Source organism: Rossellomorea sp. NS-SX7 (assembly GCF_052828565.1).
The window spans coordinates 2,780,898-2,805,118 of record NZ_CM128249.1 but is presented as its reverse complement, the minus strand read 5'-3'; the positions used below and the strand labels follow the sequence as shown (position 1 = coordinate 2,805,118).

The 24,221-nt window shown below is 43.3% G+C and carries 21 protein-coding genes and 2 tRNA genes; 22 read left to right on the top strand and 1 reads right to left on the bottom strand.

What is annotated here, in order from left to right; translation table 11 throughout:
- Window positions 1-5: 5 nt before the first annotated feature.
- The 16 genes from racE to ACUXV2_RS13995 all read left to right on the top strand — a co-directional run bounded on the left by racE (window position 6) and on the right by ACUXV2_RS13995 (window position 16,623).
- On the top strand, window positions 6-806 hold the full coding sequence (gene racE / locus ACUXV2_RS14070) for a glutamate racemase (RefSeq protein WP_446243810.1): 801 nt from the start codon (window positions 6-8) through the stop codon (window positions 804-806).
- A 128-nt stretch (window positions 807-934) separates the two neighbouring features.
- Window positions 935-2,008 (top strand): GerMN domain-containing protein, encoded by a 1,074-nt coding sequence (locus ACUXV2_RS14065; RefSeq protein WP_446243809.1) that lies wholly within the window; start codon window positions 935-937, stop codon window positions 2,006-2,008.
- A 121-nt stretch (window positions 2,009-2,129) separates the two neighbouring features.
- On the top strand, window positions 2,130-2,867 hold the full coding sequence (gene rph / locus ACUXV2_RS14060; protein WP_446243808.1) for a ribonuclease PH: 738 nt from the start codon (window positions 2,130-2,132) through the stop codon (window positions 2,865-2,867).
- A 15-nt stretch (window positions 2,868-2,882) separates the two neighbouring features.
- The gene (locus ACUXV2_RS14055; protein WP_446243807.1) at window positions 2,883-3,479 is read left to right on the top strand and encodes an XTP/dITP diphosphatase; all 597 of its coding nucleotides are present in this window, start codon (window positions 2,883-2,885) and stop codon (window positions 3,477-3,479) included.
- Window positions 3,480-3,494: 15 nt separating this feature from the next.
- Entirely contained in the window at window positions 3,495-3,998 is a 504-nt protein-coding gene (locus ACUXV2_RS14050) for a metallophosphoesterase family protein (protein ID WP_446247079.1), read from the top strand.
- Between the two features lie 210 nt (window positions 3,999-4,208).
- Window positions 4,209-4,285 (top strand) — tRNA-Arg (locus ACUXV2_RS14045).
- 177 nt (window positions 4,286-4,462) lie between these two features.
- Window positions 4,463-4,539: transfer RNA gene (locus tag ACUXV2_RS14040), tRNA-Arg, on the top strand.
- Window positions 4,540-4,676: 137 nt separating this feature from the next.
- Window positions 4,677-5,687, top strand: coding sequence for a tetratricopeptide repeat protein (locus tag ACUXV2_RS14035; RefSeq protein WP_446243806.1), 1,011 nt, complete (start codon window positions 4,677-4,679; stop codon window positions 5,685-5,687).
- A gap of 160 nt (window positions 5,688-5,847) precedes the next feature.
- Window positions 5,848-7,131, top strand: coding sequence for a trigger factor (tig, locus tag ACUXV2_RS14030; RefSeq protein WP_446243805.1), 1,284 nt, complete (start codon window positions 5,848-5,850; stop codon window positions 7,129-7,131).
- 444 nt (window positions 7,132-7,575) lie between these two features.
- Window positions 7,576-8,847 (top strand): ATP-dependent protease ATP-binding subunit ClpX, encoded by a 1,272-nt coding sequence (gene clpX / locus ACUXV2_RS14025; protein WP_446243804.1) that lies wholly within the window; start codon window positions 7,576-7,578, stop codon window positions 8,845-8,847.
- A gap of 484 nt (window positions 8,848-9,331) precedes the next feature.
- Window positions 9,332-10,996 (top strand): ATP-dependent protease LonB, encoded by a 1,665-nt coding sequence (gene lonB / locus ACUXV2_RS14020; protein WP_446243803.1) that lies wholly within the window; start codon window positions 9,332-9,334, stop codon window positions 10,994-10,996.
- Between the two features lie 144 nt (window positions 10,997-11,140).
- Window positions 11,141-13,465: an endopeptidase La gene (gene lon / locus ACUXV2_RS14015; protein ID WP_446243802.1), complete on the top strand. Its 2,325-nt coding sequence runs from the start codon at window positions 11,141-11,143 to the stop codon at window positions 13,463-13,465.
- The gene (yihA, locus tag ACUXV2_RS14010) at window positions 13,462-14,046 is read left to right on the top strand and encodes a ribosome biogenesis GTP-binding protein YihA/YsxC (protein ID WP_446243801.1); all 585 of its coding nucleotides are present in this window, start codon (window positions 13,462-13,464) and stop codon (window positions 14,044-14,046) included. Before lon ends, yihA begins: the two co-directional genes overlap by 4 nt.
- A gap of 292 nt (window positions 14,047-14,338) precedes the next feature.
- The gene (locus tag ACUXV2_RS14005) at window positions 14,339-15,115 is read left to right on the top strand and encodes a transporter substrate-binding domain-containing protein (protein ID WP_446243800.1); all 777 of its coding nucleotides are present in this window, start codon (window positions 14,339-14,341) and stop codon (window positions 15,113-15,115) included.
- A gap of 103 nt (window positions 15,116-15,218) precedes the next feature.
- Window positions 15,219-15,866: an amino acid ABC transporter permease gene (locus tag ACUXV2_RS14000; RefSeq protein WP_446243799.1), complete on the top strand. Its 648-nt coding sequence runs from the start codon at window positions 15,219-15,221 to the stop codon at window positions 15,864-15,866.
- Window positions 15,867-15,888: 22 nt separating this feature from the next.
- On the top strand, window positions 15,889-16,623 hold the full coding sequence (locus tag ACUXV2_RS13995) for an amino acid ABC transporter ATP-binding protein (protein WP_446243798.1): 735 nt from the start codon (window positions 15,889-15,891) through the stop codon (window positions 16,621-16,623).
- Window positions 16,624-16,676: 53 nt separating this feature from the next.
- Here the strand turns inward: ACUXV2_RS13995 and ACUXV2_RS13990 are convergent, their stop codons facing one another.
- A complete protein-coding gene (locus tag ACUXV2_RS13990) occupies window positions 16,677-17,162 on the bottom strand; it encodes a LiaI-LiaF-like domain-containing protein (RefSeq protein WP_446243797.1) in 486 nt (161 codons plus the stop codon).
- Between the two features lie 393 nt (window positions 17,163-17,555).
- On the opposite strand from ACUXV2_RS13990, the gene hemA reads away from it, so the two are divergent.
- The 6 genes from hemA to hemL are packed head-to-tail and all read left to right on the top strand — an operon-like array spanning window position 17,556 to window position 23,843.
- Window positions 17,556-18,908 carry a glutamyl-tRNA reductase gene (hemA, locus tag ACUXV2_RS13985; protein WP_446247078.1) on the top strand — a complete coding sequence of 451 codons (1,353 nt, stop codon included), beginning with the start codon at window positions 17,556-17,558 and terminating at the stop codon, window positions 18,906-18,908.
- Between the two features lie 15 nt (window positions 18,909-18,923).
- Window positions 18,924-19,757: a cytochrome c biogenesis protein gene (locus tag ACUXV2_RS13980; protein WP_446243796.1), complete on the top strand. Its 834-nt coding sequence runs from the start codon at window positions 18,924-18,926 to the stop codon at window positions 19,755-19,757.
- Between the two features lie 17 nt (window positions 19,758-19,774).
- The gene (gene hemC / locus ACUXV2_RS13975; protein WP_446243795.1) at window positions 19,775-20,707 is read left to right on the top strand and encodes a hydroxymethylbilane synthase; all 933 of its coding nucleotides are present in this window, start codon (window positions 19,775-19,777) and stop codon (window positions 20,705-20,707) included.
- A complete protein-coding gene (locus ACUXV2_RS13970; RefSeq protein WP_446243794.1) occupies window positions 20,707-21,501 on the top strand; it encodes a uroporphyrinogen-III synthase in 795 nt (264 codons plus the stop codon). Before hemC ends, ACUXV2_RS13970 begins: the two co-directional genes overlap by 1 nt.
- A 27-nt stretch (window positions 21,502-21,528) precedes the next feature.
- On the top strand, window positions 21,529-22,503 hold the full coding sequence (gene hemB / locus ACUXV2_RS13965; protein ID WP_446243793.1) for a porphobilinogen synthase: 975 nt from the start codon (window positions 21,529-21,531) through the stop codon (window positions 22,501-22,503).
- Between the two features lie 47 nt (window positions 22,504-22,550).
- Window positions 22,551-23,843 carry a glutamate-1-semialdehyde 2,1-aminomutase gene (gene hemL / locus ACUXV2_RS13960; protein WP_446243792.1) on the top strand — a complete coding sequence of 431 codons (1,293 nt, stop codon included), beginning with the start codon at window positions 22,551-22,553 and terminating at the stop codon, window positions 23,841-23,843.
- Window positions 23,844-24,221 lie beyond the last annotated feature (378 nt).

The window sequence follows — 24,221 nt, the reverse complement described above, 5'->3', positions numbered from 1 at the left end:
ATAAAGTGATTCAACCAATCGGCATCATTGATTCCGGTGTTGGCGGATTGACGGTGGCGAAAGAAGTCATGCGCCAATTACCGAAAGAAACGATCTATTATCTGGGGGATACTGCAAGATGTCCTTACGGGCCGCGGTCGGCTCAGGAAGTGAAGAAATTCACATGGCAGATGACAGAGTATCTATTACAATATGATATGAAAATGCTTATTATTGCATGCAATACTGCGACTGCAGTCGTACTGGATGAAATCCAGACTCAATTGGATATCCCGGTCATAGGTGTAATCCATCCTGGTGCCAGGGCCGCAATCAAGCATACGTACAATAAAAAAATTGGAGTGCTCGGGACCATAGGAACGATAAACAGCGGTGCATACGAAGAAGCTCTTCATTCTCTGCATGGAAGCCTGGAGGTAAGTCCTTTGGCTTGTCCTAAATTTGTCCCTTTAGTAGAAAGCGGGGAATATAACAGTCCAACGGCTGATTCGATCGTGAAAGAAACACTGGCTTCCATGAAAGAAACAGACATTGATACGTTAATCCTTGGCTGCACCCATTATCCGCTCCTGCAGTCTAAAATACAGGCTTTCATGGGGGATAAGGTCAGTGTCATCAGCTCGGGCGATGAGACCGCCAGGGAAATCAGCACGATTTTAGACTATTACAACCTCCTGTACCGCGGAATCAGAGTGCCAGAGCATCGGTTCTTCACTACAGGTTCTTCATTCCTATTTTCACAAATCGCCTCTGATTGGCTGAATATAGGGAGAATCCATGCAGAAACCATCCGGCTTCAAGACTGAACGTCTTGGCTGGATGGTTTTTTATTTTCTCCTAAAAAAGTTTGTCTGCTTTTCTATAAAGTTTCGGTCTATTTCAATACGAAGGCTCGTATACATGTAGTACAAACTGTCTTTTAGGAGGTTTCGCGATGTCAAAAAAAGCGAAAGTGTCAATTGCTGTAACGGTGTTAGCATCTTCAGTATATCTTTCAGGTTGCGGACTGTTAAGTTTTGGGGATAAAGAAAAGATCGATCCGCCGCAGGATGTATCATACTTAAAAGAAGGTGAAAAAGTAGATACGGCAAAGAAAGAAGAAGGTAAAGAGACGGCAAGCAACGATGAAGCTGTGGAAAAAACAGTGATGACAGAGCTATACTTAATTGATAAAAATGGCTATGTGGTTTCCCAATCACTGCCTCTTCCGAATAATGAAAGTGTCGCTAAACAGGCTCTTGAGTATCTGGTGGTTAACGGCCCTGTGCAGAATGTCCTTCCAAATGGATTCAGAGCGGTGCTGCCTGCAGATACCCAGGTCACAGTCAACATCAAAGATGGTAAAGCAATCGCTGACTTCTCCCCTGAATTCAATAACTATCAGCCTGAAGATGAACAGAAAATCCTTCAATCCGTCACCTGGACGCTGACTCAATTTGAATCGGTTGAAAAAGTGGAGCTGCGTGTGAACGGCTATCCTTTAACGGAAATGCCTGTTAACGGTACACCGATCGACGAATCTGGACTATCCAGAAAAATGGGGATAAATCTTGATGCAAGCGGAATAGCCGACCCTACCAGTACAAAACCGGTAACGGTCTACTATGTATCTCAGACGGATTCCGGGACGTACTATGTACCTGTAACCAAACGGGTAAGCTCGAACGAAGCGGATGAAGTGAAAGCGGTCGTGCAGGAACTCATTGAAGGACCTGGATACGGTTCGGCACTGGCGAGTGATTTTACAGGTGCAGAACTCCTGGATGATCCATCCCTGAAAGACGGAACGGTAACTCTTAATTTTAATGAAGCGGTGTATGGAAGCCTGGAAGAGAAAATGGTATCTGAACATATGCTGAACTCCCTTGTTCTATCTTTGACGGAACAAAAAGGGATCAAAGGAGTATCTGTGCTCGTCAATGGTGAAGCGACCGCAGTAAGCAAAGATGGAGAACCGGTCACAGAACCAGTCACTCGTCCTGAAAATGTGAATGCAATTAGTTTTTAAATGATCATTTTTTGATATACTATTATAGAATCATGAAAAAGAGGTTGGCTGATGCCGCCTCTTCTCTTTTTGAAATGGACTATACATATGAATGAAAACGAGGACTACAGGAGGATAAAATATGAGAGCTGATGGAAGAGAAAAAAATCAACTGCGAGAAGTGAAGATCGAAACAGGATATGTGATGCATCCGGAAGGGTCTGTTCTGATCACGGTAGGGAATACAAAAGTGATTTGTAACGCAAGTATCGAAGAACGCGTACCTCCTTTTATGAGAAACAGCGGTAAAGGGTGGATCACGGCAGAGTATTCCATGCTGCCGAGGGCAACGGAAACAAGGAATATCCGTGAATCATCAAAAGGGAAGATTTCCGGAAGAACGATGGAAATCCAACGTTTAATCGGACGCGCTTTAAGAGCGGTTGTGGATTTGGACGCGATTGGCGAGCGTACGATCTGGATCGATTGTGATGTCATTCAGGCGGACGGAGGTACCAGAACGGCGTCCATCACTGGAGCCTTTGTGGCAATGGCCCTGGCACTTGGTAAATTGCAGGATAATAAAAAGATTTCCGGTTTTCCTCTTAAAAGTTATTTGGCTGCAACCAGCGTAGGAATCATTGAGGAACACGGATCCGTGCTCGACCTAAATTATATTGAAGACAGCAAAGCCCTTGTCGATATGAATATCATCATGACCGGTGAAGGGGAATTTGTAGAGCTCCAGGGAACAGGAGAAGAAGCTACGTTCACGATGAACCAGCTGCATGAAATGCTGGAGCTGGGTCAAGTCGGAATCCAGGAACTATTCGAGATGCAAAAAAGTGCGCTGGGCGAATTGGCGCAAAGAATTCAATAAAGGGATGACACAGTTATGACAAAACGTGTAATAATCGCTACAAAAAATAAAGGAAAAGCAAATGAATTTAAAAATATGTTTGCTCCTTATGGATATGAGGTACAAACATTACTAGACTTGCCTCATATCGAAGATGTTGAGGAAACAGGAACGACATTTGAGGAAAATGCCATACTGAAAGCTGAAACAGTAGCAAAAGAATTGGGTGTACTGGTGATTGCTGACGATTCCGGTCTGGCGATTGATGCCTTGGATGGCAGACCAGGAGTCTATTCCGCGCGTTATGCAGGGGAAGAAAAAAGCGATGAGGCCAATATGGACAAGGTGCTCGGGGAACTGAAAGATGTCCCTAATGGCGACCGGAATGCAAGGTTTCACTGCGTACTGGCCATTGCAGGTCCAAACATGGAAACACGAACAGTAAACGGGACCTGTGAAGGACAGATCCTTCAGGAACGACGGGGGGCAAATGGATTCGGCTATGATCCGATCTTTTACGTGCCATCCCTGGGGAAAACGATGGCGGAACTCTCACCGGATGAAAAGAGCAGCATCAGTCACCGAGGCAGCGCTCTGAAAAAATTAGGAGCACTGATTACAGACTTAATTTAAAAGGGTGAGAAAATGATGAAGCTTTTAGTTGTCAGCGACAGCCACGGTTCGAAAAAGGAAATCAAAGAGCTGGCTGAGAAATATGACGGTGAAGTAAATGCGATGGTTCACTGCGGTGATTCAGAACTGAGTGCCGATGATGATGCATTATCAAACTATTTAGCTGTCCGTGGGAACTGTGACATGGATGCCCGGCTTCCGGATGATTTGTTAGAAGATGTAAATGGGGATACCATCCTCATTACTCACGGACATTTATACGGCATCAAAATGTCTTTGATGAAGCTTCGCTATAGGGCAGAAGAAGCCGGTGCTAAATTTGTCTTCTTCGGACATTCTCATACGCTGGGAGCGGAAATGGCAGGAGGAACGCTGTTTTTGAATCCTGGAAGCATCCTGCTGCCCCGTGGGAGACAGGAACGGACATATGCGATTGTGGAAGCTTCGGAAGAAATGGTCAAGGTGCAGTTTTTGACGCATGATCATGAAGTGGTTGAAGAGCAGGAGTTCAGTCTTTAGAAACAAGTTTGTGTATGAAAGAACCTTCTAACCAGAGGGTTCTTTTTACTTTTCAAATATGTAGAGAAAGGATATAATAAATTGGTAAATGAAGTTAACTTTGAATGAAAAAGTATTTTAGAAAACTTTTTTCGAAAATGTATTGACTTCTTTATGCTATGTGAATATAATAAATATTGTCCTTGAAAAACGGATGTAACAAACAGATGAGTCCCAGTAGCTCAGCAGGATAGAGCAACGGCCTTCTAAGCCGTCGGTCGGGAGTTCGAATCTCTCCTGGGACGCCACTAACATTACATAAATTCCTTGTTTTCACAGGGGTTTGAACAGATAAGGGATACTGACACAGATAAAATTGATGTGTGAGTATCTCTTTTTTATCCCATGACTACCCTCGCAATATTTTATTTCTGTAATCCTTTTTTTATTTAAAGGAACACAACAAAACCGGTAAACCAAATAATGTCCCAGTAGCTCAGTAGGATAGAGCAACAGTTTCCTAAACTGTAGGTCGGGAGTTCGAATCTCTCCTGGGACGCCATACAACCTACATACATTAAGTCTGCCGATGGGCAGGCTTTTTTTCTGTTTAAGATTGACTTCCCCCTTATCTTTGTTTTCTCCAACCTCTCATGCTACACTATTACCATCTTTTATACGTATAGGCGGGTACAAAACATGACAAAGAAGAACAACGAGGAAAAAGGAAAGGTCCTGCAATTTCCCGGCTTGAAGGAGAGGCTACTCGAAAAGGGGGTTCAAGCCCTCGAGAATGGTGATATTCAGCAATCGGCCGACCTTTTGACCCAGGCATATGAAATGGATCCGAAGAATCCCGATATCAATACAGCATTGGTATTGGCCCTTTATGAAAATAAACAATATGATGAAGCGAAAGTGATCTGTAAAGAAATGCTTCTTGAGGGGATCGGGGACTATTTCGAAGTGGTGGATATGTACCTGATGATCCTCATTCAGCTTCATCAGCATCAAGAGGTTATTGATACGATACACGCCCTTTTTGAGGAGAAAGAAGTGCCGTTTGAAAAAGAAGAGCATTTCAAGAAGCTCCTGCACTTCAGTGAGAAAGTAAGGGATGGAAAAGAGCCTGAGATGGAGACGAAAGAAAATACTGAAGTTCCGGAGACCTCCATCCTGAAAGATAAGAGCCTGGAGGAACAGACCTTGATTGCGGCCCAGTTGGTTCATCAGAATATCCGGCCTTATCTGCCTGAGCTCCTTTCATATTTAGGGTCAGGGGAATCACATCCTTTTCTCCAGTCCATGATATTGAATGTTTTGCGTGAACATGGATTTGATAAGGAAGTTTTAATCAATAAGCTGAATAGAGAAGGGCAAGTCACTCCATCTTCACTTCAGGATGCATTTGAAACGGACTTTTTCACGAGAGTGTCAGAAGAGCTTGAAGACCTGTTATCACAGCGTAATCCTACATTATATCAGCATGCATTGGAATTGATTAAAAGGCATTCTTTCCTTCTGTATCCATTTGAACTGCAGGGGAGTCCTCAGAAAACCTCCATCGTTTATGGATACTATGCAGCCGGAATGTTTGCCGATGCCATTTTAGAGGAAGAATTGAAGGAGAAGATCGAAGAGTGTGAGGAATGCCGGAGCCTGCTTGAGCAGCTGAATGAGCTAGAGGAAATTTCTTCACCGATAATTTAAATGCTCTCTGTTGAAAGAATGAGGCTGTATGTTATAATGTAATGGTTGCAATAGAATAGATTTTTATATATTTACGATGATAGTGCTAGATTCATACACGGGACTATCTACTACTATGCGTAAAAATTAGAATCAAATATAGATTGTTGGAGGGAACAGTATGTCTGCAAAATGGGAAAAGCAAGAAGGTAACCAAGGAGTACTTACAATTGAAGTAGAAGCTGCGAAAGTAAACGAAGGTTTAGACGCAGCATTCAAAAAAGTTGTAAAGCAAGTAAACGTACCAGGATTCCGTAAAGGGAAAATGCCACGCGGTATGTTCGAAAAACGTTTTGGTGTAGAATCACTTTACCAAGATGCATTAGATTTCATCTTACCTGAAGCGTATGCGAAAGCAATCGAAGAAACTGGAATCGATCCAATCGATCGTCCAGAAATCGATGTTGAGCAAATGGAAAAAGGCAAAGACTTAATCTTCACTGCGAAGGTACAAGTGAAACCGGAAGTGAAATTAGGCGAATACAAAGGTCTTGAAGTAGAAAAAATGGAAACTGAAGTAACAGCTGAAGATGTTCAAGCGGAACTTACTTCACTTCAAGAAAAACAAGCTGAGCTTGCTGTTAAAGAAGATGGAAAAGCTGAAGAAGGCGACACAGTGACAATGGATTTCGAAGGATTCGTTGACGGTGAAGCATTCGAAGGCGGCCAAGCTGAGAACTATTCACTTGAATTAGGTTCAGGTCAATTCATCCCAGGTTTCGAAGAGCAATTAATCGGGGTTGCATCTGGAGAAGAGAAAGAAGTAGAAGTTAACTTCCCTGAAGAATACCATGCAGCTGAGCTTGCTGGTAAGCCTGCTACATTCAAAGTGAAGGTTCACGAAATCAAAGCAAAAGAACTTCCTGCTCTTGACGATGAGTTCGCAAAAGACGCTGACGAAGAAGTTGAAACGCTTGCTGAACTAAAAGAAAAAATCGAAAAACGCCTTCAAGAGTCTAAAAAGAACGAAGCTGAAACAGCTGTTCGCGAAACTCTTGTAAATAAAGCTTCTGACAATGCTGAAGTTGAAATCCCAGAAGTTATGGTTACTGCTGAAGTAGACCGCATGATGCAAGAATTCGGTCAACGTCTTCAAATGCAAGGTATGAACCTTGACCTATACTTCCAATTCTCTGGTCAAACAGAAGAAGATCTTCGCGGTCAAATGACAGAAGATGCAGGCAAGCGTGTTCGCACTAACCTTACGTTAGAAGCAATCGCTGCAGCTGAAAATCTTGAAGTGACTGATGCAGAAGCAGAAGAAGAAGTAAATAAAATGGCTGAGCAGTACAACATGTCTGCTGACAACATCAAACAAGCCCTTGGCGGACTTGATACACTTAAAGCGGACCTTAAAGTTCGTAAAGCAGTAGAATTTCTTGTTGATAACAGCAAAGAAGCATAATAAAAAATAGGAACAAGGCGCGATTCGCGCCTTGTTTTGTACAATTAAAAGAAGTACGACAAGGAAGCTCACCAACCGCACGCGGAAAGCGAAGTCCTGCACGGAAATCAAAAGCGGTGTTAAAGGACAAAATTATTTTTTCAACCATACCAAAAGAATAATAACCTGCAAATATGGATAAACCTTAATAGCAGGGACAAATTTTCTGAAACATACTTGCAACTCTTCTTTCATCATGACATACATAAAAACATTCAAGTAAAATATTTGCTAAAATGTCCGATACATAATAAGATGATTCTTAAGAATCGTATAATTTTTTTACAAACATATACTGTGCTAAAATGCAATACATAACTTAGTGGTGAGAAGATAGCAAGTACTCGGTCGTCCATGATCAATTTATGATTGATTGAAGCAGTATTAATGAAGGGGTGAAATGCATTGTTTAAATTTAATGATGAAAAAGGACAACTAAAATGTTCTTTTTGCGGAAAAACGCAAGATCAAGTACGTAAATTAGTAGCTGGACCTGGTGTTTATATATGTGATGAGTGCATAGAGCTTTGTACGGAAATCGTAGAGGAAGAGCTGGGTACAGAAGAAGAAGTTGAGTTCAAGGATGTTCCAAAACCGAAGGAAATCCGTGAAATTCTCGACGAATACGTCATCGGACAGGATCAGGCTAAAAAGTCACTTGCCGTTGCTGTGTACAATCATTACAAACGAATCAACTCAAGCAGCAAGGTAGATGATGTAGAACTGTCTAAAAGTAACATTGCTATGATCGGACCTACAGGAAGCGGTAAAACATTACTTGCTCAAACTCTTGCTCGTATTCTTAATGTGCCATTTGCCATCGCGGATGCGACATCTTTGACAGAAGCAGGTTATGTGGGTGAAGACGTTGAGAATATCCTGTTAAAGCTGATTCAGGCTGCCGATTATGATGTGGAAAAAGCTGAAAAAGGCATCATCTATATCGATGAAATCGATAAAGTGGCAAGAAAATCAGAAAATCCTTCCATCACAAGAGATGTATCCGGGGAAGGTGTACAGCAGGCGCTGTTGAAAATTCTTGAAGGTACGGTGGCAAGCGTTCCACCGCAAGGCGGACGTAAGCATCCTCATCAAGAATTCATTCAAATCGATACGTCGAATGTCCTGTTCATTTGCGGTGGTGCATTTGATGGAATCGAACAAATCATCAAACGCCGCCTCGGCCAAAAGGTCATTGGATTCGGTTCCGATCCTAAGAGTGCTGAAGTAAAAGAAGATAAATCTCTTCTATCAAAAGTGGTACCTGAAGACTTATTGAAATTCGGTCTGATCCCTGAATTCATCGGGCGTCTTCCAGTGATTTCAAGTCTTGAGCCGCTTGACGAAGAAGCGTTGGTTGAGATCCTGACGAAACCGAAAAATGCATTGGTCAAACAGTATCAAAAAATGCTTGAACTCGATGATGTTGAGTTGGAATTCACAGATGATGCCCTTCTTGAAATTTCCAAGAAAGCAATCGAGCGTAAAACCGGTGCCCGCGGTCTTCGTTCCATCATCGAAACGATGATGCTTGATGTGATGTTCGATCTTCCTTCACGTGACGATATTAAAAAATGTATCATCACGAAAGAAACGATTCTTGAAGATGCAGCACCACAGCTGGTTCTTGAAGACGGCACCATCATTGATCCAAACGAAGAAAAAACATCTGCTTAATAGCTTCTAAAAGCCCGGAATGATTAATCATTCCGGGCTTTGTTTTGTGTATTTATAATTTCCTATTAAATAAATAAGGAATAACAAAGAAAAAATTAGTGAGTTATGGTGGATGTATGAATAGCAGTACGGAGTTGATTGAAGCGGAAGGTGCTCGACTCCTGCGGGATGTGCGGGACAGGTGAGACCTGTCCATCTCCGGGGCTTAGAGGCACATGTCATAAGTCAAATTGACCAAGAAGGCAAAGAACCGCCTTCTTAGTCAATTCGCCTTATGCCACCCGCCTCTGAGCAAAGCCCCTCCACATTTCTTACCCGCAGGCGCAGCCGAGGAGGCTCACCGCTAACCCCGCGGAAAGCGAGCACCTGCAGCGGAAATCCACGGCCCCTGATTAGGGGACGTGCGATTAATTTTTTTGTTTATTCCCACAACCTCAAGGAGATACTAACCCGTAACAACTTGTATCTACTTGGAGGGAGACGAATGAGCTTTACTAGCATCGCTTTATTTATCCAATTGTTCTTCGGGATCATTATTGGATTGTATTTCTGGAACCTTCTTAAAAATCAGCGTAATCAAAAAGTGACTATTGACCGTGAATCGAAAAAGGAAATGGAAGAATTGAGAAAAATGAGGTCCATCTCCTTGACTGAGCCTCTGGCAGAAAAGGTAAGACCATCAAGTTTTGATGATATCATCGGTCAGGAAGATGGAATAAAAGCATTAAAGGCAGCCCTTTGCAGCCCAAATCCACAGCATGTAATTATCTATGGACCTCCGGGAGTGGGAAAGACGGCAGCTGCCCGACTCGTGTTGGAAGAAGCCAAAAAGAACCTCAAATCGCCATTCAAATCCAGTGCTGTCTTTGTTGAATTGGATGCGACAACTGCTCGATTTGATGAAAGGGGGATTGCCGATCCGTTAATCGGTTCTGTCCATGATCCCATTTATCAAGGTGCAGGGGCCATGGGACAGGCTGGGATACCGCAGCCTAAGCAAGGAGCGGTAACAAATGCACATGGCGGTGTATTGTTTATTGATGAAATAGGAGAATTACACCCTATTCAAATGAATAAACTGTTAAAAGTATTGGAAGATCGAAAAGTTTTCCTCGAAAGTGCTTATTATAATGAAGAGAATCATCAGATACCTACACACATACATGATATTTTCAAGAACGGCCTTCCGGCGGATTTCCGATTGATCGGAGCCACTACACGTACGCCAAATGAAATTCCCCCTGCGATACGATCACGGTGCATGGAAGTGTTTTTCAGGGAGCTTGAACAGGATGAAGTAAAGAAGGTAGCAGCACGGGCAGTGGATAAGATCAACATGAAAATCAGTGATAAAGGCCTCGATACTCTTGCATCGTATTCCCGTAACGGACGTGAAGCAGTCAATATGGTTCAAATAGCAGCCGGTGTTGCGATCAACGAAAATCGAAACGAAATGTTTGATCATGAGCTTGAATGGATCATCCAGTCGAGTCAGTTAACACCTCGCTATGAAAAGAAAATCAATGAAGAAGCGACAATCGGGGTTGTGAACGGACTGGCTGTAACGGGTCCGAATACAGGATCGCTGCTTGAAATCGAAGTGACCGTGATTCCTGCACAGGACAAAGGTCAAATCAATGTAACGGGTATCGTTGAGGAAGAAAGTATCGGCGATCGAAGTAAATCGATCCGCCGTAAAAGTATGGCAAAGGGATCGATTGAAAATGTCATCACTGTCCTCCGTTCGATGGGAGTACCGGCCGATCAATATGACATTCACGTCAACTTTCCTGGGGGAATCCCTGTGGATGGACCTTCAGCTGGAATCGCGATGGCACTCGGCATTTACTCAGCCATTTATCGTATACCGGTCAAACATAATCTCGCTTTGACCGGAGAGATCAGCATTCATGGATTTGTTAAGCCAGTCGGAGGGGTTTATCCGAAAGTGAAAGCGGCAAAACTCGCAGGCGCCGAAGTCGCGATCATTCCACATGAAAATCAGCAGTCCATGATGAATGAAATTGAAGGAATTGAAGTCATTCCGGTTAAACATCTGAAGGAAGTACTGGATCTTGCTTTAATCAAAGATCAATTAAGCACAAGTGAGACAGCAATGTTAAATGAATCTAATAAGAAAAGCGTATAGACTATGGCCGATTCGGGTCTATCCGAATCGGTTTGTCTTTGGGCATACTGAAATGCCTTGTGCCGTACCTATTTAATAGACACTACCTAGTAAATAAGTTAGAATTGTACAAAGGCTAAGAGCCTAATTTTGGAGGTGTTAGATTTGGCAAAGCAAAATAAAATAACGGTTCCCCTCCTTCCATTAAGAGGCTTACTCGTATATCCGACAATGGTCTTGCATTTAGATGTAGGGCGTGAGCGCTCCGTACAGGCTTTGGAAAAAGCCATGATGGATAACCATTTAATTTTCTTAACCACCCAAAAAGATATGAATATAGATGAGCCTGAACAAGAAGATTTTTATGAAATGGGAACACTGACCAAGGTAAAGCAGATGCTTAAATTGCCTAACGGAACGATCCGGGTCCTCGTTGAAGGGTTGAATCGTGCCTCGATTGTCTCTTTTACGGGAGAGGAAGAGTATTATGAAGTAGAAGTGGAAGAGCTTCATGACCCTGTCGAGAAAGAGTCCGAAACGGATGCATTGATGAGGACACTCTTGAATTATTTCGAGCAATACATAAAGCTATCCAAAAAAGTATCGGCAGAAACATACTCAACCGTCTCTGATATAGATGAACCAGGAAGACTTGCTGATATCGTCGCTTCACATCTGCCTTTGAAAATGAAGGAAAAACAATCTGTATTGGAAACGCTTGATATCAAAAAACGTCTTCAAATGGTGATTGAAACCATTAATAATGAAAAAGAAGTATTAAGCCTAGAAAAGAAAATTGGCCAGAGGGTAAAACGTTCAATGGAACGGACCCAGAAAGAATATTATCTCCGTGAGCAGATGAAGGCAATACAAAAAGAGCTTGGGGATAAGGAAGGGAAAACCGGAGAAATTGAAGATCTTACCTCTAAGATCGAACAGGCAGATATGCCTGAAGAAGTGGAGAAAACTGCCCTTAAAGAGCTGGCGCGTTATGAAAAGGTGCCTTCAAGCTCAGCGGAAAGCTCTGTTATCAGAAACTATATCGAATGGCTAGTTTCATTGCCATGGTCGACAGAGACAAAAGATCAGCTTGATATCAAACGTTCAGAAGCCATCTTAAACCGCGATCATTACGGGCTTGAGAAAGTAAAAGAGAGAGTATTGGAATATCTTGCTGTGCAGCAGCTTACCAAATCGTTAAAAGGACCGATTCTCTGTCTTGCCGGACCTCCCGGGGTCGGGAAAACGAGCCTGGCACGTTCAGTTGCCGAGTCACTGGGGAGAAACTTCGTCCGTATTTCACTCGGTGGAGTCCGGGATGAATCTGAAATCAGGGGTCACCGCCGTACATACGTAGGTGCGATGCCGGGGAGGATCATCCAGGGGATGAAAAAGGCAGGCACAGTCAATCCTGTCTTCCTGCTCGATGAAATCGACAAAATGTCCAGTGATTTCAGGGGCGACCCTTCTTCAGCGATGCTAGAAGTCCTTGACCCTGAGCAGAACTCCAATTTCAGTGACCACTACATTGAAGAAACCTATGATCTATCAAAGGTCATGTTCATTGCGACTGCGAATGATCTGTCCACGATCCCGGGGCCACTGAGGGATCGTATGGAAATCATCACGATTGCCGGCTATACCGAGCTTGAGAAAATGAATATTGCAAAGCATCATTTATTGACCAAGCAGATCAAAGAACACGGACTGACCAAAAATCAAATGCAGGTAAGGGATGAAGCGATAGTCGATATCGTACGTTACTATACGCGCGAAGCGGGTGTCCGCAGTCTCGAGCGGCAGCTTGCCTCTCTATGCAGAAAAACGGCAAAAATCATCGTATCCGGCGAGAAAAAGCGTGTCGTGATTACAAGCAGCAATATCGAAGAATATTTAGGTAAGAAAAAATTCCGCTACGGACAGGCGGAAGTCGAAAATCAGGTCGGGGTTTCGACCGGCCTTGCTTACACATCCGTTGGAGGGGATACTCTTCAAATAGAAGTATCACTTGCTCCAGGGAAAGGTAAGCTTGTCCTGACAGGTAAGCTTGGGGATGTCATGAAGGAATCTGCCCAGACAGCCTTCAGTTATGTGCGTTCCAAAGCGAAGGATCTCGGAATTGACGAAGAATTCCACGAGAAATGGGATATTCACATCCATGTCCCTGAAGGAGCTGTTCCTAAAGACGGCCCTTCAGCAGGGATCACGATCACCACTGCGCTTGTTTCTGCACTTACAGGTAAATATGTAAACAGAGAAGTCGGGATGACCGGTGAAATTACCCTCCGCGGAAGGGTCCTTCCGATCGGAGGTCTTAAAGAAAAATCACTAAGCGCTCATCGAGCTGGAATCAAAACGATTATCCTGCCGAAGGATAACGAGAAGGACATTGATGATATTCCTGCAAGTGTAAGGGAAGATTTAACTTTCATTCTTGTATCCCATATAGATGAAGTCTTAGAGAAAGCATTAGTAGGTGAGAAGAAGTGAAAGTAAATCAAGTTGAATTAGTAATCAGTGCGGTCCGTCCGGAGCAATATCCGGAAGGGGACCTGCCTGAGTTTGCACTGGCGGGACGTTCGAATGTGGGGAAATCATCCTTTATCAATAAAATGATCAGCCGGAACAGCATGGCAAGGATTTCATCCAAGCCGGGTAAAACCCAGACGCTTAACTTTTATAAAATTGAAGAAACGCTTTATTATGTGGATGTTCCTGGATACGGATATGCGAAAGTATCCAAGAAAGAACGTGAGGCATGGGGGAAAATGATTGAAACATACATCACTTCCCGTGATCAGCTGAGAGCCGTCATCCTGATCGTCGACCTCCGCCATCCACCCACAAGTGATGACGTAATGATGTATGACTTTCTTAAGCACTACGGCATCCCATGCATCATCATTGCAACGAAAGCCGACAAGATACCGAAGAGCAAATGGCAAAAGCATCTCAAAGTCACAAAAGAAACCTTCGACCTGGAACAAGGTGACGAACTGATCATGTTCTCCTCCGAAACGGGACTCGGTAAAGACAAAGCCTGGGATGCAATAAAATCATTTTATAAATAAGAATGAACTAATAAAAAAGAACTGCTTCAATAGTGAAAAACAAACTATTGGAGCAGTTCTTTTATTTATACCCGCCCTTATCAGGGAATAAGTGCCTATCCTCTTTGAGTATTATCAAGGATATAAAAGGAATATGACGCATACTTGTTTATAGCCAAGCTCAGTTCATGTCACCTTTAATTATGCGTCATTATAAATAATTATAAGGGTATTTGAATTTTGAGAATTTTCTCTTTTGTTGATACAATTGTGAAAGATATACACAATACATACTTAAGGGGGACTTCAAAGAGTGAAGAAATTGACAGGTTTATTAGTATTGGCATTCGTACTTATCCTTTCTGCATGTGGAGGGAAAGCGACAACCGAAAGCGGGGCAAAGCTTGTTGAAGAAGGGAAGCTGGTGTATGCAGCTTCAGGAGAATTTAAGCCATTCAGTGTAACCGAGGACGACGGGACGATGTCAGGGTTTGATATTGAGGTGGCTGAAGCAGTTGCCAAGGAATTGGGACTGGAGCCTGAACAGAAGAAATTCAAGTTTGCAGGTATCGTGGAAGGTGTCAAATCCGGACGCTTTGATGCAGCGGTAGCAAGTCATACAATCACGGAAGACCGACTTAAAGAAGTGAATTTTTCAACTCCATACTACTATTCAGGACCGCAGATCTTTGTCCGTCCAGACAGTTCTGTACAGACGCTTTCTGATCTGGAAGGAATGGAAATCGCGGTTTCCAAGGGATCTACTTATGCAGACACTGCCAAGGAAGTGACAGACAACATCCAGCAATATGACAGTGATGTCGTTGCCCTTGAAGCATTGAATAAAGGAAAGCATGACGCTGTTATCACTGACTTTGCCACAGGTAAAGAAGCGATCTCTTCAGGCTTGAAGCTTGAAGCACGCGAATTGATCGGGAGCAGTAAACAGGCAATCGCTGTAAGCAAGGATAATGAAGCACTGCTTGAAGATATCAACAAAGCACTTGAGAAGCTGAGAGAAGATGGAACACTGAAGAAAATCAGTGAAAAGTACTTTAATACAGACATCACAACAGACCCGGAAGAGTAAGCGCAGCATGATGGAAAGCGAATGTGCTTCGTGTGCACATTCGCTTTTTTTATAGAAAGCGCTTGGTCAGGACATAAGCAAATAGTTGAATGGAGGGACATTCATGCATTTTCTCGAAACCTTTGCAGATACATATGACATCTTTTTAAAAGGGATGCTGTTGACATTCCAGTTGACGATCGTATCCGTACTGATCGCCATCGTAATCGGACTATTTTTTGCCTTTTTAAAGATTTCCAAGGTGAAGCCGCTGGAGCTTTTGGCAGATTTATATATCTTTGTCGTCCGTGGTACGCCGCTGATCGTACAGATCTTTATTTTCTATTTTGGACTGACCGCCCTGCACATTTCAGGATTCTGGTCCGTCGTGTTAGGTCTTGCCTTCCATAACGGTGCCTATATTGCGGAAATCTTCAGGGGTGCCATTCAATCCATTGACCGCGGTCAAATGGAAGCTGGCCGTTCCCTTGGGATGTCCAATGGACTGACAATGAGAAGGATCATCTTGCCGCAGGCCTTCAGAAGGGCCCTGCCGCCACTTGGAAATCAGTTTATCATCGCACTGAAGGATTCATCTCTTGCTTCCTTTATCGGCATGTTTGAGCTCTTCAGTGTCGCGACTACTTTGGGATCAAATAATTTCGACTATATGACGTACCTGCTGATTGTTGCAATCTACTACCTGGTTCTTGTCCTGGTATTCTCAACGATTGTGAACATTATTGAAAAGCGTATGTCAGTAAGTGATTAAATAGATTCTCGGAGGGATGAATATGAGTCAGGATATGATCAAGGTTGAAAAGCTGAACAAATCCTTCGGGGACTTGCATGTACTGAAGGATATCGATATGAGTGTGAGTGAAAGTGAAGTGGTCTGCTTGATCGGTGCCAGTGGATCCGGCAAAAGTACACTGCTTCGCTGTTTGAACTTCCTTGAACTGAAGGATAACGGGAAAGTGGTGTTTGAAGGGGAAGAAGTCAATCAGGATACACATGACCTAAACAAAATACGTCAAAAAGTGGGGATGGTATTTCAGCACTTCTACTTATTTCCTCATATGACCGTTTTGGAGAATGTAATGGAAGCTCCCATTCATGTGAAACGTGTTTCAAAAGCGGAAGCCAAAAAGAATGCACAGGAATTATTGAAAAAAGTGGGGCTTGCCGAAAAAGAAAATGTCTACCCTTCAAAGCTTTCGGGAGGGCAGAAGCAGCGTGTAGCCATCGCAAGGGCACTTGCGATGAAGCCCGATATCATGCTATTTGATGAACCTACCTCGGCCCTCGATCCCGAGCTGGTAGGGGAGGTCCTGTCTACAATGAAGGAACTTGCCCTTGAGGGAATGACGATGGTCGTCGTCACGCACGAAATGGGGTTTGCTCGGGAAGTGGCAGACCGCGTGGTTTATATGCATGATGGAAAAATAGTGGAAGAAGGATACCCGAAAGAAATGTTTTCGAATCCTAAACAGCAAAGAACGAAAGAATTTTTGGAATCTGTATTATAAACAAATGTAAAGGCAGGTTCCTCACTTTAAAGCAGTGAGGGACCTGCCTTTGTTTATTTTTTCCTGATAAATAAAAGGTATACGCCGATGACAATGATGACAATCGGCCAGAACTCCCAGGCAGATCCTACTTGTCCTTCAATCAGACCGAGATACCCCACCACTTTATCATAGAATAATAGAATGACGGACAGTGTCAGGAATAGGATTCCCTGAAATAATCCATTTCTTGTTTTTTGATATCTCAGCAGAAAGCCCAGGGAAATGATCAGGATGAAAGTCCCCATGTGATCCGGCCATATCTCGAGCTTATTGACCACATGAAAATGAAGTCCGAATCCTACTAGGATCGTGCCTGGTAGAATCGCTTCATAATCACGGGCGCCATAGCCCTGTCCTAAAAAGGCAATGCCGACAATCATCAACAGAGTGGGCCAGGTGAAGAATTCCTGAAATAAGACGATGTTTTTCTGTTGCAGATAAAAATAAAGTCCAAAGCCAATCAGTATGAATCCAGGAAATATTCGTTGCTGTTTCATGATCTCCTCCAGTAGTAATTTGCAATAATTTAAGTAAATCACATTCCCTCATCTTACGAGTGAGGATTAAGGTTTATTTTCCCCCGAATGAGGAAAAATGGAATAGAGAAGCTTTTTCATACTATATACGCCGAAAATAGTGTGAATCCTTTCCATTACTTGATTCTTTCAGCTTGTTTTGTTAACCTACATTAGTAGGAAATGTCGAATTTTAAGAGAAATGAAACGGCTTTCAATGTTGAGCCTTTGAAAATTCAACAATCGTTGTTGATTTTTATATGGTACAACATTACATGGTCAGGTTTCAATTTCTGTTCACATTTACGGGCAAAGGATACTTAACGGACATGTTATAATAAGGGTAATGATTTTATTGGGGGTGTAGTGCATAGCATGTATACGATTGTCGTTGGTTTAAATTATAAAACGGCCCCTGTTGAGATTCGTGAGCGTTTATCATTTAATGAAACTGATCTGCCATTTGCTATGAGAGCATTAAAGGAAAAGAAAAGCATTCTGGAGAATGTGATCGTTTCCACTTGTAATAGAACGGAAGTATATGCAGTAGTCGATCAGCTTCACACAGGTCGTTATTATATAAAAGATTTCTTATCACAATGGTTTGATATAGATAAAGAGGAGTTCACCCCGTATTTGTTCATTTATGAACAAGAAGGAGCGGTCGAACATCTTTTTAAAGTGTCTTGCGGTTTGAATTCAATGGTCCTTGGTGAAACGCAGATCCTTGGCCAGATTCGTACAAGCTTTTTGACTGCACAGGAAGCCGGCACAACTGGAACGGTATTCAATCATTTGTTCAAGCAGGCTGTGACCGTGGCCAAAAAAGGTCATTCAGAGACGGAAATCGGTTCAAACGCCGTATCAGTCAGTTATGCGGCTGTCGAGCTTGCCAAAAAGGTATTTGGCAGTCTTGAAAACAAACATGTACTGATTCTTGGGGCAGGTAAAATGGGAGAGCTTGCAATCAAGAACTTACACGGCAGTGGTGCTACAAAGGTAACCGTAATCAACCGTACCTTTGAAAAAGCACAGACGCTTGCCGGACGTTTTGAAGGCAAGGCAAAGACTCTCCAGGAGCTGAATTGTGCATTGGTCGATGCGGACATTTTGATCAGTTCCACCGGAGCGAAGGACTTCGTCATTTCAAAAGAGACGATGTCTTACGTGGAGCGCATGAGAAAAGGGCGCCCGCTGTTCATGGTGGATATTGCCGTACCCCGTGATCTGGATCCTTCCATCGGGGAACTGGAAAGTGTCTTCCTCTATGACATCGATGACTTGGAAGGCATTGTTCAAGCCAACCTGGCTGAACGCAAAAAAGCAGCTGAACAGATTGAATTGATGATCGAAGCTGAGATTGTGGCGTTTAAAGACTGGTTGAATATGCTTGGTGTCGTGCCTGTCATTTCTGCTCTGAGACAAAAAGCATTATCCATTCAGGCGGAAACGATGGAGAGCATCGAGCGTAAAATGCCGAACTTGACCGACAGGGAACGGAAGGTGCTCAGCAAACATACGAAGAGCATCATTAATCAATTGCTGAAAGACCCGATTTCACAAGCGAAAGAACTTGCTGCCCTGCCTGATGCCGATGACAAATTGGATTTATTCGTTTCGATCTTCAACATCGAGAAACAAGTGCAGGAACAGACACAACTGAAAGCAGCCAATGAAAAGAGTGAGAGCAAAGGGAGCTTCACTCCACAACCTTCTTTTCATGCGTAAGTGAGGTTATTGTCTATGTTTGAACAAACGATGACTAGGCTGCACGAACTGATGATTGTTCTGTATGCTGTCAGTATTCTGTTTTATTTTATAGATTTCTTAAACAAAAACCGGAAGGCAAACCTTTTTGCCTTCTGGTTACTTGCAATTGTTTGGGTCCTTCAAACAATTTTTTTATTTCTTTATATGATCAATACAGGCAGGTTCCCAGTCCTCACGATCTTTGAGGGGCTTTATTTTTATGCCTGGGTATTGATTACGCTGTCATTGGTGATCAACCGGCTGCTTCGGGTTGACTTCACTGTCTTCTTTACCAATGTACTGGGATTCATCATCATGGCAATCCATACGTTCGCACCGGTTCAGGTGGAATCACGCGCGATGGCGGAACAGCTGGTTTCAGAACTCCTTCTGATCCATATCACGATGGCCATCCTGTCGTACGGCGCTTTTTCATTGTCCTTTGTTTTCTCACTTCTCTATCTGCTGCAGTTCAAGCTGCTGAAAGAGAAAAAGTGGGGACAGAGATTATGGAGGATCAGTGATTTGTCCAAACTTGAGAAGATATCGTATATCTTGAACTCTATCGGGGTCGCCATGCTTCTTCTCAGTTTGATTTTGGGCATGCAGTGGGCGTTTATTAAATTACCAAACTTTATTTTGTATGACCCGAAAATTATAGGATCATTCATTCTATTAATTTTATACAGCACGTACTTATATCTGAGAATTAAGAAGAACGTATTTGGAAAATCATTGGCAATGCTCAATGTAGCGGCCTTCTTGATCATCTTGATCAATTTCTTTTTGGGGAGCCGCCTTTCATCCTTTCATTTCTGGTATTCATAAGCTTTCAGGAGGTAATTATGAGAAAAATCATTGTAGGATCAAGACGCAGTAAATTAGCACTTACACAAACAAATTGGGTGATCGATCAGTTGAAGGCAATCGATTCCTCTTATGACTTTGAAGTAAAAGAAATCGTGACGAAAGGGGATCAGATCCTGGATGTCACACTTTCCAAGGTAGGAGGAAAAGGCCTGTTTGTTAAAGAAATCGAACAAGCCATGATGGATGAAAAAATCGATATGGCTGTGCACAGCATGAAAGATATGCCGGCTGTATTGCCTGAAGGTTTAACAATCGGATGTATACCAGAACGTGAAGATCATCGTGATGCGTTCATCAGTAAAAATCATGTTGCACTGAAGGACCTTCCTTCCGGTGCAGTAATCGGCACAAGCAGTCTTCGAAGAGGGGCACAGATTCTATCCGTTCGTCCCGACCTTGAAATCAAATGGATCCGCGGTAATATCGACACACGTCTTTCCAAGCTTCAAAATGAAGACTATGACGCCATCATCCTGGCGGCTGCAGGTCTTTCACGCATGGGCTGGACAAGTGATGTCGTAACTGAATTCCTTGATCCTGATCTTTGCCTGCCTGCTGTCGGGCAGGGGGCACTGTCAATTGAGTGCCGTGAAAAAGATGAAGAGCTCCTTGACTTACTGAATCGATTCTCTGATGAAGAAACAACAAAAACGGTGACTGCGGAGAGAGCGTTTCTTCATAAAATGGAGGGCGGCTGCCAGGTGCCGATAGCCGGATATGCAGAACTTAAAGATAATGGTGAAGTGGCGCTGACAGGACTTGTGGCATCTCCGGACGGACACACGATTTATAAAGAATACATGACAGGAACAGATCCTCAAACTGTCGGTGAAAAAGTGGCGGAAAGCTTGACTGATCTTGGTGCCAAAGCGCTCATCGACAAAGTGAAAGAGGAGCTAGATCAATAATGAACGGTGAAAAGCCTTTAAATCAATTAAAGGTACTTATCACCAGGGGGAAAGAGGGAGCCAAGGATTTGAGCTCCCTTATTGAAGGATATGGAGGGGTTTCTGAAGTGATCCCCCTCCTCGACTTCAAATCATATGATGATCCACGTGAACAGTCGCTGTTATCATCATTACATAACTATGAATGGATTGTATTTACCAGTAAAAATGGTGTTGCATTTTTTCTGGATCACTTGGAAAAGCACAAAATAACAGCATCTTCGCTGCCTGCCAAGTTCGCAGCAGTGGGCACGAAAACAGAAAAGTACTGTGAAAGCCACAGTCTATCCGTTTCGTTTGTACCTGATGATTTTACAGGGGATGACTTTGTATGGCAGTTCATTTCCGAGATTCATCCGACCGGAAAAGTGCTGGTTCCAAAAGGAAACCTGGCAAGAGATGTCATTGCAAACGAACTGATTGCGTCAGGAGTCCACTGTGATGAATGGATTGTATACGAAACGATTTTACCGCGTGAAAGCATCGGAAAGCTTAAGGATGCAATCTCAGGGGGACATATAGATATCCTGACGTTCACCAGTTCCTCTACCGTCCATCATTTCATGAGGGTGGTCGAGAAGTATTCCCTTCATGCAGAGATCCGGAACCTTCCGGCAGCGTGCATTGGCCCTCTCACGAAAAAGACGGCAGAAGAATACGGATTACATGTAAAAATCTGTCCAAACACGTATACTGTAGATGAAATGGTCGCAGAAATCATACAGTATGCGGCTGAAGACAAAGATAAATCATGATCATACCGATCCACTGGAGGTTTTATAATGAAAGATCTAACATTTAATCGCCACCGTCGTTTAAGACAATCAGAAAATATGCGTTCCCTGGTAAGGGAGACACATCTTAGAAAAGAAGATTTGATTTATCCTTTATTCGTTGTAGAAGGAGAAAATATCCGAAATGCAGTATCCTCCATGCCTGGAGTGTTCCACATTTCCATGGATAATCTGAAAGCTGAGCTGGATGAAATCGTCTCATTAGGAATTAAATCAATCATCCTATTCGGTGTGCCTGCTGAGAAAGATGAACTTGGGAAACAGGCTTACCATGAGCATGGAATCGTCCAAAGAGCGACCCGCTTTGTGAAAGAACTCTACCCTGAAATGGTTGTCATCGCAGACACTTGTCTATGTCAATACACAAGCCATGGGCACTGTGGCATTGTAAAGGAAGGTAAGATCTTGAACGACCCGACTCTTGACCTGCTTGCAAAGACAGCCGTCAGCCAAGCGGAAGCGGGAGCGGATATCATCGCACCTTCGAACATGATGGACGGCTTTGTCGCTGCGATCCGCCACGGCTTGGATGAAGCAGGATTTACGGAAGTACCGATCATGTCATATGCAGTGAAGTACTCTTCAAGTTTCTACGGTCCTTTCCGTGATGCAGCTCATTCCACACCTCAATTCGGTGATAGAAGAACGTATCAGATGGATCCGGCAAACCGCTTGGAAGCATTGCGCGAAGCACAATCCGATATCGAAGAAGGAGCAGACTTCCTGATCGTGAAACCGGCTCTTTCCTATATGGATATCATGAGAGAAGTGAAGGACCGTTTCAACGCACCTGTTGTTGCCTATAATGTAAGTGGAGAATACAGCATGGTCAAAGCTGCTGCAGAAAATGGCTGGATCAATGAACAGGAAATCGTGATGGAAAAACTGACAAGCATGAAACGTGCAGGGGCAGACTTGATCATCACGTATTTTGCTAAAGACGTTGCAGGCTGGCTTTCTTAAAAGACCAGTTCAACATTCCCGAATATCTTTAAAGGAGGAGAACGGACTTGCGTTCATTTGAGAAATCACAAGAAGCGTTCAAAGAAGCAAAGAAGTTAATGCCTGGCGGTGTAAACAGCCCGGTCCGAGCATTTAAATCAGTCAAGATGGATCCCATTTTCATGGAAAGGGGAAAAGGCTCCAAGATCTATGATATCGATGGCAATGAATACATCGATTATGTACTTTCATGGGGTCCGCTCATCCTGGGTCACAGCAATGACCGTGTGGTGGAATCAATCAAGAAAGTGGCAGAAAGCGGGACAAGCTTCGGTGCACCCACTGAAATCGAAAATAAACTGGCACAATTGGTCATTGACCGTGTTCCAAGTATAGAGATCGTTCGTATGGTTTCTTCAGGGACGGAAGCGACCATGAGTGCACTTCGTCTTGCACGCGGTTATACAGGTCGAAATAAAATCATTAAATTTGAAGGCTGCTATCACGGCCACGGCGACTCACTCTTGATCAAAGCAGGATCCGGTGTTGCAACACTGGGATTGCCTGACAGCCCTGGTGTACCTGAAGGAGTAGCGCAAAATACGATCACCGTACCTTATAACGATCTTGAAAGCATCCGTTATGCCTTCGAACAATTCGGTGACGATATTGCCGGAGTGATCGTTGAACCGGTTGCCGGAAATATGGGAGTCGTCCCTCCTCAGCCAGGTTTCCTTGAAGGACTTCGTGAAATCACGGAACAGCACGGTTCACTGTTGATCTTTGATGAAGTCATGACTGGATTCCGCGTGGGGTATGGATGTGCTCAAGGCTATTACAATGTGACGCCTGACCTTACTTGCCTTGGAAAAGTGATCGGCGGCGGACTGCCTGTTGGAGCTTATGGCGGAAAAGCCGAAATCATGGAGAGAATCGCTCCGAGCGGTCCGATCTACCAAGCGGGAACCCTGTCAGGAAATCCACTGGCGATGACGGCCGGTTACGAGACACTCAGTCAATTGACGCCTGAAAGCTATGAAGAATTCGGACGCAAAGCGGATCTTCTTGAAGAAGGCCTGAATAAAGCGGCTGAAAAACACGGCATCCCTCATACGATCAATCGAGCAGGCTCGATGGTCGGATTGTTCTTCACAAATGAAGAAGTGAAGAATTACGAAGGGGCAAAATCCTCAGACCTTGAGATGTTCGCAGATTACTACCGCGAAATGGCAAACGAAGGAGTATTTTTACCGCCTTCCCAATTCGAAGGACTCTTCTTATCCACTGCCCACAGCGATGAAGATATCAAGAAGACAATCGAAGCAGCGGAGAAAGCGTTTGAGAAGATTAGTACGAAATAATGAAAGTTGAAAGCTGACCTTTTATGTGAAGGTCGGCTTTTTTTTGTGGATAGGAAGGATGTTCTGTTTCGCGATAATTGTCGAATTTTGAAGAATGGCAGATAAATCGAAATTTTGGCAGATAAAAAAATAAAATGGCTGATAAAAAAATTTTTTGGCAGATATATTTAAAAAATGGACGATAAAATAAAAAAACGGACGATAAATGACTCTGGTCCCGTTTAAGTCTCCTTACGCCAGCCGCTGCTTTATAAGTGCACAGCGCCAAATCTCATAACATCATAACAGCTATACTCTTCCAAGCTTTGATGGCTTTTAATTAAAGAAACAGACCCAATACTTCAAAACTTCAGCATCTCTATCATATTTCTCCCATCC

Coding starts and splice junctions, on each gene's coding strand:
- ACUXV2_RS13980 (WP_446243796.1), top strand. CDS start 18,924: ATGTTTGAACAAACGATGACTAGGCTGCACGAACTGATGATTGTTCTG.
- lonB (WP_446243803.1), top strand. CDS start 9,332: ATGAGCTTTACTAGCATCGCTTTATTTATCCAATTGTTCTTCGGGATC.
- ACUXV2_RS14035 (WP_446243806.1), top strand. CDS start 4,677: ATGACAAAGAAGAACAACGAGGAAAAAGGAAAGGTCCTGCAATTTCCC.
- ACUXV2_RS13995 (WP_446243798.1), top strand. CDS start 15,889: ATGAGTCAGGATATGATCAAGGTTGAAAAGCTGAACAAATCCTTCGGG.
- ACUXV2_RS13970 (WP_446243794.1), top strand. CDS start 20,707: ATGAACGGTGAAAAGCCTTTAAATCAATTAAAGGTACTTATCACCAGG.
- ACUXV2_RS14050 (WP_446247079.1), top strand. CDS start 3,495: ATGAAGCTTTTAGTTGTCAGCGACAGCCACGGTTCGAAAAAGGAAATC.
- hemB (WP_446243793.1), top strand. CDS start 21,529: ATGAAAGATCTAACATTTAATCGCCACCGTCGTTTAAGACAATCAGAA.
- tig (WP_446243805.1), top strand. CDS start 5,848: ATGTCTGCAAAATGGGAAAAGCAAGAAGGTAACCAAGGAGTACTTACA.
- hemC (WP_446243795.1), top strand. CDS start 19,775: ATGAGAAAAATCATTGTAGGATCAAGACGCAGTAAATTAGCACTTACA.
- ACUXV2_RS14055 (WP_446243807.1), top strand. CDS start 2,883: ATGACAAAACGTGTAATAATCGCTACAAAAAATAAAGGAAAAGCAAAT.
- hemA (WP_446247078.1), top strand. CDS start 17,556: ATGTATACGATTGTCGTTGGTTTAAATTATAAAACGGCCCCTGTTGAG.
- ACUXV2_RS14000 (WP_446243799.1), top strand. CDS start 15,219: ATGCATTTTCTCGAAACCTTTGCAGATACATATGACATCTTTTTAAAA.
- ACUXV2_RS13990 (WP_446243797.1), bottom strand. CDS start 17,162: ATGAAACAGCAACGAATATTTCCTGGATTCATACTGATTGGCTTTGGA.
- rph (WP_446243808.1), top strand. CDS start 2,130: ATGAGAGCTGATGGAAGAGAAAAAAATCAACTGCGAGAAGTGAAGATC.
- ACUXV2_RS14065 (WP_446243809.1), top strand. CDS start 935: ATGTCAAAAAAAGCGAAAGTGTCAATTGCTGTAACGGTGTTAGCATCT.